General features: G+C 63.9%; 7 protein-coding genes. All 7 read right to left on the bottom strand.

The window, feature by feature from the left end:
* Positions 1–65 precede the first annotated feature (65 nt).
* Positions 66–569 carry a DUF3566 domain-containing protein gene (locus H9639_RS06085; RefSeq protein ID WP_191807221.1) on the bottom strand — a complete coding sequence of 168 codons (504 nt, stop codon included), beginning with the start codon at positions 567–569 and terminating at the stop codon, positions 66–68.
* On the bottom strand, positions 566–3199 hold the full coding sequence (gyrA, locus tag H9639_RS06080) for a DNA gyrase subunit A (RefSeq protein WP_191807220.1): 2634 nt from the start codon (positions 3197–3199) through the stop codon (positions 566–568). Before gyrA ends, H9639_RS06085 begins: the two co-directional genes overlap by 4 nt.
* A gap of 106 nt (positions 3200–3305) precedes the next feature.
* Entirely contained in the window at positions 3306–5363 is a 2058-nt protein-coding gene (gene gyrB, locus H9639_RS06075; protein ID WP_191807219.1) for a DNA topoisomerase (ATP-hydrolyzing) subunit B, read from the bottom strand.
* A gap of 286 nt (positions 5364–5649) precedes the next feature.
* Positions 5650–6204: a DUF721 domain-containing protein gene (locus tag H9639_RS06070; protein ID WP_404799735.1), complete on the bottom strand. Its 555-nt coding sequence runs from the start codon at positions 6202–6204 to the stop codon at positions 5650–5652.
* Positions 6191–7375, bottom strand: a complete 1185-nt coding sequence (gene recF, locus H9639_RS06065) for a DNA replication/repair protein RecF (protein WP_191807218.1) — start codon at positions 7373–7375, stop codon at positions 6191–6193. Before recF ends, H9639_RS06070 begins: the two co-directional genes overlap by 14 nt.
* 99 nt (positions 7376–7474) lie before the next feature.
* A complete protein-coding gene (gene gnd / locus H9639_RS06060) occupies positions 7475–8434 on the bottom strand; it encodes a phosphogluconate dehydrogenase (NAD(+)-dependent, decarboxylating) (protein WP_191807217.1) in 960 nt (319 codons plus the stop codon).
* A 68-nt stretch (positions 8435–8502) separates the two neighbouring features.
* Positions 8503–9627, bottom strand: a complete 1125-nt coding sequence (gene dnaN, locus H9639_RS06055; protein ID WP_191745355.1) for a DNA polymerase III subunit beta — start codon at positions 9625–9627, stop codon at positions 8503–8505.
* Positions 9628–9958 lie beyond the last annotated feature (331 nt).

Raw genomic sequence — 9958 nt, 5'->3', positions numbered from 1 at the left:
GGGTTGGGGCTGGCCAGGGCGGGCGCCGGCGGGGGGGGCCCCCCCGCGCCGGAAATAGACCGTTCTTAGTCGTCGGTGAGGGTCACACCGATGCCGCCGACCAGGGTCGAAGCGATGTTGTACAGCACCGCTGAGAGCATCGAGAGGGCTGTCAGCAGCAGGACGTTGACGACGGCGATGATGGTCGCAAAGGAGACCACCTGGCCGAGGGACGCGAACTCCCGCAGATCGAATCCGCCGGACTCGGAACCGGCAATTTCACCGAGCAGGTCATTGACCCGGTCGAAGATCCCGGTGAGGTCCAGGACGGTCCACAGCACGATCGCAGCGACAACGGTCACCACGCCGAGGGCTACGGACAGCAGGAAGGACATTTTCAGCACCGACCACGGATCAATTTTGCTGACCAGCAGGCGGGCCTTCCGGGCCTTGGCCTTAGGAGCAGGCTTTACCAGGGGCTGCCGGTTGCCGGGCGCGCTCTGACCCGTTCCAGGCCGCTGTGCGGGCCGCGCCGGGGTCTTCACCCGCGGGCCGCCGCCGGGCCTGGCATTTGAGTTGGTCGAGCTCACTCGCTACCTCCATCGTCTGCTGACTGCGCGTCGGGCCCAGCCATTTCCTCTGTTGACAACGGTACTTCATCCACAGGTGCCTCCACAGACCCGCTGTCAGAGCCGCCGTCGTCTTCGGCTGCCTCTACCGCCAGGTCCCGTTCGGAGTTCCGGGCCACCGCGATGATGCGGTCGTTCTTGTCCGGCTTGGCGAAGATAACGCCCATGGTGTCGCGGCCCTTGGCCGGCACACCCGAGACAGCGGAGCGGACAACCTTTCCGCCCTGCATAACCACCAGGACTTCGTCCTCTTCCTGGACGACCATCGCGCCAACCAGGTGGCCGCGTTCTTCGTTGTACTTGCCGACCTTGATGCCCAGGCCGCCTCGGCCCTGCACCCGGTATTCGTCCACGCTGGTGCGCTTGGCGTAACCGCCCTCCGTGACGATAAACACGTAGGAGTTCTCGGTAATCACGTCCGCTGCCAGGAGCTCGTCGTCCTCGCGGAACTTCATCCCGGTAACGCCGGAGGTTGCCCGGCCCATCGGCCGAAGGGCCTCATCCGTGGCGGTGAAGCGCAGTGACTGACCCTTGCGGGAAACCAGCATCAGGTCATCGGTTTCGCTCACGAGCTGGGCGGACACAACTTCGTCGCCTTCGCGCAGGTTGATCGCGATGACGCCTGCGGACCGGTTCGTGTCATAGTCCTGCAGCTGGGTCTTCTTGACCAGTCCGCGCTTGGTCGCAAGCACCAGGTACGGAGCGGCCTCGTAGTCGGGCAGGTCCAGCACCTGGGCAATATGCTCGCCCGGCTGGAAGGCAAGCAGGTTCGCGACGTGCTGGCCCTTGGCATCGCGCCCGGCTTCGGCCAGTTCATAGGCCTTGGCACGGTAGACGCGGCCCAGGTTCGTGAAGAACAGCAGCCAGTGGTGCGTGGTGGTGACGAAGAAGTGGTCGACGACGTCGTCCCCGCGCAGCTGGGCGCCGCGGATTCCCTTGCCTCCGCGGTGCTGGGCACGGTAGTTGTCGCTGCGGGTCCGCTTGACGTAGCCGCCGCGGGTGATGGTGACAACCATTTCCTCTTCGGGAATGAGGTCTTCCATGCTCATGTCGCCGTCATAGCCCATGAGGATCTTGCTGCGGCGGTCATCACCGTGCTTCTCGGCGATCTCGGCGAGTTCTTCGCTGACAATCTGCCGCTGGCGTTCCTCGGAGGCGAGGATCGAGTTGTACTCGGCGATTTCCAGTTCGAGCTTGGCGTGCTGGTCCTGGATCTTCTGCCGTTCCAGGGCGGCGAGCCGGCGCAGCTGCATGTCCAGGATGGCCTGGGACTGCAGTTCGTCGATGTCCAGCAGCTGGATCAGGCCGTTGCGGGCTTCCTCCACGGTGGAGGACCGCCGGATCAGGGCGATGACCTCATCCAGGGCATCCAGTGCCTTGAGCAGGCCGCGCAGGATGTGCGCGACTTCCTCGGCCTTGCGCAGCCGGTACCGGGTGCGGCGGACAATGACTTCGAGCTGGTGGGTGACCCAGTGGCGGATGAACGCGTCCAGGCTGAGCGTGCGCGGCACGCCGTCGACAATCGCCAGCATGTTGGCGCCGAAGTTTTCCTGCAGCTGGGTGTGCTTGTACAGGTTGTTCAGCACAACCTTCGCGACGGCGTCGCGCTTGAGTACGATGACCAGGCGCTGGCCGGTGCGGCCGGACGTTTCATCGCGCATGTCGGCGATGCCGGTGATCTTCCCGTCCTTGACCAGTTCAGCGATCTTGATGGCCAGGTTGTCCGGGTTGGCCATGTAGGGCAGTTCGGTGACCACCAGGCACGTACGGCCCTGGAGTTCCTCGACGCTGACCACGGCACGCATGGTGATCGAGCCGCGGCCGGTGCGGTAGGCGTCCTCGATGCCCTTGTGGCCCAGGATGGTGGCGCCGGTGGGGAAGTCCGGACCCTTGATCCGCTTGATCAGCTCTTCAAGCAGTTCCTCGTTGGAGGCTTCGGGGTTCTGCAGGTACCACTGCACACCGTCGGCGACTTCGCGCAGGTTGTGCGGCGGGATGTTGGTGGCCATACCGACGGCGATGCCGGAGGAACCGTTGACCAGCAGGTTGGGGAAGCGGGCCGGCAGAATCGTCGGTTCCTGGTTGCGGCCGTCGTAGTTGTCCATGAAGTCGACGGTTTCCTCGTCGATGTCACGGACCATTTCCATGGCCAGGGGAGCCATTTTGGTTTCGGTGTAACGCGGGGCGGCCGCGCCGTCGTTGCCGGGGGAACCGAAGTTACCCTGGCCCAGCGCCAGCGGTGCCCGCATGACCCAGTCCTGGATGAGGCGCACGAGCGCATCGTAGATGGCCGAGTCGCCGTGTGGGTGGTACTGGCCCATGACTTCGCCGACCACGCGGGCGCACTTGTTGAAGGCACGGTCGGGCCGGTAGCCGCCGTCGTACATCGCGTAGAGCACGCGGCGGTGCACCGGCTTCAGGCCGTCGCGCACATCCGGAAGCGCACGTCCCACGATGACCGCCATGGCGTAGTCCAGGTAGGAGCGCTGCATTTCGGTCTGCAGGTCGATTTGCTCGACCCGGTCGGAGAGGACGTTCCCGCTGACGGGTTCGAGTTCGCCGCCGGGAACTTCCGGGGTCTCATCACTCATTGGTTCTGTTCCGTTCTAAGTTCAAGTCCATGTGCGTTCGCTGCTCGCCGGGCAAGTCGCTCCGGCTGCCGCTGCGTTCCAGGCCGCCGGAGCGGCTCGGAACGCATCAGATATCGAGGAAGCGCACGTCCTTGGCATTCTGCTGGATGAAGTTTCGGCGGGATTCGACGTCCTCACCCATAAGCACCGAGAAGATCTGGTCCGCGGAGGCGGCGTCGTCCATGGTGACCTGGAGGAGGGTGCGGTGATCCGGGTCCATGGTGGTGTCCCAGAGCTCCGTGTAGTCCATTTCGCCCAGGCCCTTGTAGCGCTGGATGCCGTTTTCCTTCGGCAGGCGCTGGTTGTTCGCCAGGCCGCGTGCCACGGTCTCGTCACGTTCCCGGTCGCTGTACACGTAGTCGTGCGGGTGGTTGGACCACTTGATCCGGTACAGCGGCGGCTGTGCCAGGTACACGTAGCCCTGCTCGATCAACGGCCGCATGTAGCGGAACAGCAGCGTCAGCAGCAGGGTGGTGATGTGCTGGCCGTCCACGTCTGCATCGGCCATCAGCACGATCTTGTGGTAGCGGGCCTTCTCGACGTCGAAGTCCTCGCCAATACCGGCGCCGAACGCCGTAATCATGGACTGGACTTCGGCGTTGCCCAGGGCGCGGTCCAAACGGGCGCGTTCCACATTGAGGATCTTGCCGCGCAGCGGAAGGATGGCCTGGGTTTCGGGGTTGCGGCCGCGGACTGCGGAACCGCCTGCCGAGTCACCCTCCACGATGTAGATTTCGGACTTCGACGGGTCCTTGGAGGAACAGTCCTTGAGCTTGCCGGGCATGCCGCCGGATTCCAGCAGCCCCTTGCGGCGGGTGGACTCGCGGGCCTTACGGGCCGCCAGCCGGGCCTGGGATGCCTGAATGGACTTGCGGATCACGTCGCGTGCCGGGCCCGGGTTGCGCTCCAGCCAGTCGCCCAGCTGGTCGGTGACAACGCGCTGGACGAAGCCCTTGACCTCGGAGTTACCGAGCTTGGTCTTGGTCTGGCCTTCGAACTGCGGTTCGGCAATCTTCACGGAGATGACGGCGGTGAGGCCCTCACGGATGTCGTCGCCGGTGAGGTTGTCATCCTTTTCCTTGATGATGTTTTTCTCACGCGCGTAGCGGTTGATCAGCGAGGTCATGGCTGCACGAAAGCCTTCTTCGTGCGTGCCGCCCTCATGGGTGTTGATCGTGTTCGCGTAGGTGTGGACGCTCTCCGAGTAGGCCGTGGTCCACTGCAGTGCCATTTCCACGGCCATCTTCTTGTCATTGTCTTCGGTTTCGAAGGCAATGATGTCGTCGTGGATGACATCGACTTTCTTGGAACTGTTCAGGTGCTGAACGTAATCCAGGAGGCCGTTGGCGTACATGTAGTCCACGGTGCGGTGCTTCGGCGCGGCCTCGGCGGACTCGGCATCTTCCTCGGCGATCTCCGTGGCGGTCTCATCCAGGGCACGCTCATCGGTGAGCACAATGCGCAGGCCCTTGTTCAGGAAAGCCATCTGCTGGAACCGTGCACGCAGCGTCTCGAAGTCGAACTCGGTGGATTCGAAAATTTCCGGGTCCGGGTAGAACGTCTGGGTGGTCCCGGTTTCCTCGGTGGGGTCCCCCTGGCGGAGCCCGCCCACGGGATGCCCGCCGTTTTCGAAGGACTGCCGCCAGACGAATCCCTGGCGTTTAATCTCCGTTTCCACGCGCGAGGAGAGGGCGTTGACAACGGAGATGCCCACACCGTGCAGGCCGCCGGACACGGCGTAGCCGCCGCCGCCGAACTTACCGCCGGCGTGCAGGATGGTCATCACAACCTGGACGGTGGGAATGTTCTCGGTGGGGTGAAGATCCACCGGAATGCCGCGGCCGTTATCGGAGACCCGCACACCGCCGTCGGCCTGGAGCGTTACATCGATCCGGTCACAGAATCCGGCCAGCGCCTCGTCCACCGAGTTGTCGACCACTTCATAGACCAGGTGGTGCAGGCCGCGGGGACCGGTGGAGCCGATGTACATACCCGGACGCTTACGGACTGCCTCCAGGCCTTCCAGCACAGTGATCTCGTTGGCGCCGTATTCGTGCGGGGCAGGCTGGTCGCTGCGTTCCTGGGGTGCGGGCTCCGTGTTGTCTAGCTCATTGTCGTTAGCCACAGGTGCTGTCGACTCCTCTTGTGTCGGTCAGAATTTGGCACCCTGTCCAGCGGGAGAGGGTGCCTCTGCTACCAATTCTACCGCGATAAGGGTACCTTTGCGCGCCAAAACACCCCGCCAGCGGCCACCAAAGCCGGTTTTGAGCGATTTTCCTGCCATCCGATGAGGCCCGATACGTCCGGAGGGTTTTCCTGCCCGCTAAACACCGTGCAGCGTTTGTGTCTGGGAGCACATCTGCGGCTATATATCAACAACTTTTTTCACACTGTCCCCAGCGGGCGGGCGTTTATCCGTAGGTGTCCCGCGGACCCCTGCCTTTGACGCTGCGCAGGCCCTTGCGCCAGTTCGGCGCTGCGGGTCCGATCACTTCAATGCGCGTGACGACGCCGGGACCAAGTTCCGCATCGAAACGTGCAATCAGGGCTGAACGCAGCAGCCGCAGCTGCGTGGCCCAGGCAGTCGAATCGCAGCGCACCTGCACGGTGGTGTCGGAGAAGGACTCCGGTTTGCAGTGGGCGCTGACATCGGGGCCAACCAGCTCATCCCACCGGGAAATGACGGACCCGACGGCAACCGGCGAGTTCCAGCCCCGCTCGTTGACAAACCGGTTGAAGACTTTGCCGAGGCCCTGCGGATCCCGCCCGGTGTACTCGCCGGGAACGAAGGGAGTCTGCCGGCGCTGGCCCTGTTTGCGGCGGCTGGCGGGAACCCGCTGGTTTCCCCGTGCCTGGGCTGCCTGCCGCATGCGGTTCAGCTGTTCCCTGGCGGCATCCGGCCGGTCATCCCCGGGAAAGGCGCCGCTCCCGGGCCCTTCCGGCTGCGGGTCCTCACCGGCCGGCAACACTGACGCCTCCTGGAATAACGGGTATCTGCTGACCGGAGAGGGCGGCAGGGATGTCCTGCGCCACAGCTGCCGTCACCAGGACCTGTTCGGCCCCGGCAACTATGGCGGCCAGACGTTCCCGGCGGCTGGTGTCCAGCTCCGCGAAAACATCATCCAGGATCAGGATGGGTGCCGTTCCCGGGGTGTCGTCGTCATCCCGCAGGAGGTAGTAGGAGGCCAGTCGCATAGCCAGCGCCAGCGACCAGGTTTCTCCGTGAGAAGCAAAACCCTTCGCCGGGGCCTTGCCCAGAACCAGTTCCATCTCGTCCCGGTGGGGACCAACCAGGGACATGCCGCGCTCGATCTCCCGTTTCCGGTTCGCGGCAAAAGCCTGCAGGAAGCGTTCCTGCAGCTCTTCCTGTCCCAGGCCCAGCAGATCGGCGGAATCCGCCGGTCCTTCGGCGGCGCCGTCGTCGTCAACCTGGCCCAGCAGTGTAGACCGGTAGATGCCCCGCGCCGTTTTTGACCCGTCGGTCAGGTCCTTGTAGGCCCCCTCCAGATGCGGTCGGAGCTGGTCCACGGCCTGCAGCCGGGCGGCCACCAGCTGTGCCCCGGCTACCGCCATGTGATGGTCCCAGACCTCAAGCGTCGCCTCGTGTGCCGAGGTAAACCGTCCACTGGCACGTGCCGATTTCAGCAGCGCATTGCGCTGTTTCAGAACGCGGTCATAGTCGGCCCGGGTAGCTGCATGGCGGGGAACCAGAGAGACGATCAGGTCATCCAGAAACCGGCGGCGGGCGGAAGGATCGCCCTTAACCAGGGCCAAGTCCTCCGGGGCGAAAAGCACTGTGCGGCAGATCCCCAGGATGTCCCGGGCCCGGACCGGATTGGCGCGGTTGATTCTGGCCCGGTTCGCCCGTCCCGGGTTGATTTCCACCTCCAGGGCTGTGGCCTGGGATCCCCGGACCAGGCGGGCGCGGACCACGGCCTGTTCGGCGTCGAAGGCCACCAGCGGCGCATCCGAACTAACCCGGTGGGAGGACAGTGATGACAGGTACCCAATGGACTCGACAATGTTGGTCTTGCCCGTCCCGTTGGGTCCGACGAAGATGCTCACCCCGGGTTCAAGGCTCAGATCAAGCTGCGTATAGCTGCGGAACCCCGTCAGCGAAAGGTAATCAACGTACACGCTGCTCCACCCGGTGTTTCCGTCCTGTCCGTTTCCTCAAGTCCTCTCCTGCCTGGCACGCGGTTTGCCCGTCCGGGTCCGTCACCAGCCTACCGCCCGCTATTCCGGGGCGCCTGCGTCCTCGATTGACTGCTCGGCAGCACTCCGGTGGCCTCCGGATGCCTCAGATCCGGCGGGGTCCGCGGACCTGACCGGGTGGCCGCCAAACTGCCCGCGCAGCGCCGCAACGAGTTTCATGGCCGGGGAATCTTCCTGCCTGGAGCTAAACCGGGCAAAGACCGCGGAGGTAATTGCCGGCGCCGGCACTCCGGCAGACAGCGCTTCCTCGACAGTCCAGCGGCCCTCCCCGGAATCCTCCACATAACCGGTGATCCGGGCCAGTCCGGGATCTTCCTCCAAGGCCCGGACTGCCAGTTCCAGGAGCCACGAGCGGATGACGGTTCCGTCCTGCCAGGCCCGGAGGATCCCGGGAACGTCCTGGACAATGTCCTGGGATTCGAGCAGCTCATAACCTTCTGCGTAGGCCTGCATCAGGCCATACTCGATTCCGTTGTGCACCATCTTGGCGTAGTGTCCGGCCCCGGTGGCACCTGCGTGGACGAAGCTGTCAGCCCGTGTTCCGGCTGGCCGCAGTGCGTCAAAGAGCGGCATCGCTGCCGCCACATCGGCGGGATCACCCCCGACCATGAGCCCGTAACCGTTGTCCTTGCCCCAGATCCCGCCGGAAACCCCGCAGTCCAGGTAGCGGATTCCGTTGGCTGCCAGCATGCCGGCGTGCCGGCTGTCCTCGGTGTAGTGCGAGTTGCCGCCCTCGATGACCAGATCCCCGGAGTCAAGCAGCCCGGCGAGTTCACTGACAACCGCGGCCGTGGTTTCGCCGCTGGGAACCATAATCCACACGATGCGCGGCGGCGGCAGTTCAGCAACCAGGTCCGGCAGCGACCCGACGTCGCTGACTACGGGGTTCCGGTCAAAACCCGTGACCTGGATTCCGTTCCGCCTCAGCCGCTCGCGCATGCTGAAACCCATTTTGCCAAGTCCGATAAGGCCAATATGCATGTCGGTTCCTCTCTCGGCAGTCCACGCCAGCGGACTGCAAAAGGCTCTCGAAATGCCTGGTGAAAGCCTTACTGGTTCGGAAGCCGCACCGGCATCAGCAGGTAACGGTAATCTTCCTGGTCATCTCCGGTGAGTTCTTCCTGCGCGGAAATTACCGCAGGCTTCGGCGGGGTAGTGAAGGAAAAACGGACGTACTTGCTGGCGAAAGCCCCCAGGCCTTCGCTGAGATAGTGCGGGTTGAAGGCAACCGTGATCTCATCACCGACAAGGGAGGCTTCAAGGGCTTCGGAGGCCTGAGCGTCTTCGCCGGTGCCGGCATCCAGGGTGACCTGTCCGTCGGTGAATGCCAGGCGGACCGGGGTATTGCGCTCGGCAACCAAAGAAACACGGCGGACGGCTTCGACCAGTGCGTGGGTTTCCACCGTTGCGTGGATAGGCGTGTTTTCCGGGAAAAGGGACCGGATCTTGGGGTAGTCACCGTCGACCAGCAGGGAGGTGGTGCGGCGGCCGCCGCTTTCGAAACCGATCAGTTCGCTGTCGCCGGAGAGTGCGATGTTCAGGTCTCCGCCGCCACCGAGAGTCTTGGCAACCTCGTTCAGGGTTTTGGCCTTGACGAGGGCGCTGGTGGAGATGCCCGGTGTCGCCGGCTTCCAGGAGAGCTCACGGAGGGCAAGGCGGTAACGGTCGGTGGCCAGGAAGGTGATGAGGTCGTCTTCAATTTCCATCCGGACACCGGTCAGGATCGGCAGGGTGTCGTCACGGCTGGCCGCGATGATCACCTGCGAGACAGCCTGGGCAAAGGCGTCACCGTCCACGACGCCGCTGACATCGGGAAGGGCAGGAAGCTCCGGGTATTCAGAAACGGGCATGGTAGCCAGGTTGAACCGGCTGTTCCGGCAGGTGAGAGTCACCTTGGAACCGTCAGTCTCGACTTCAACCGGCGCTGACGGAAGGCTGCGGCAGATCTCTGCCAGCAGGCGTCCGGAAACGAGGATGGTGCCTTCATCGGAAATGTCCGCCGGGATCTGCAGGCGGGCCGAGATCTCGTAGTCGAAGCTGGCGATGCTCAATGAGCCGGATTCGGCCTTGATCAACAGCCCGGAAAGTACGGGGACCGGCGGGCGGGGTGAGAGGGACCGTGCTGTCCACGTAACCGCCTCGGCCAGGACATCCCGCTCAACTCTGAACTTCACTGCAGGGTGCCGCCTTTCACAACGTACTTATCAGTACTACTGAGCTTTCATGAACACGTGAGGGAGCATTTCGGGTTGCCAGGACGCCCGGTCTGCCCGCTGGGAATCACAACAATACCCTGTGCCAGCTTACCGCCGGGAGGTTGTCATTTACCGGCCGGTGCGGCACCGGTCCACCGATGTCGTTGTGCTATCGCCCAAAGCGTCCACCGAGACAGGTCTGGGACCTGCGAAGCAGGCAGATGGAACATCGGATGTTTGTCCGGGAAGGTCGGATGTTATTTGGTGGAACCCAATTTCTTAAGATTCGTAGTGTTAATAAGTGCTGTGG

This window comes from Arthrobacter gallicola (genome assembly GCF_014836775.1).
In the GTDB taxonomy this organism is placed as follows: domain Bacteria; phylum Actinomycetota; class Actinomycetes; order Actinomycetales; family Micrococcaceae; genus Arthrobacter_B; species Arthrobacter_B gallicola.
This window is presented reverse-complemented; position numbering and strand designations above follow the sequence as displayed.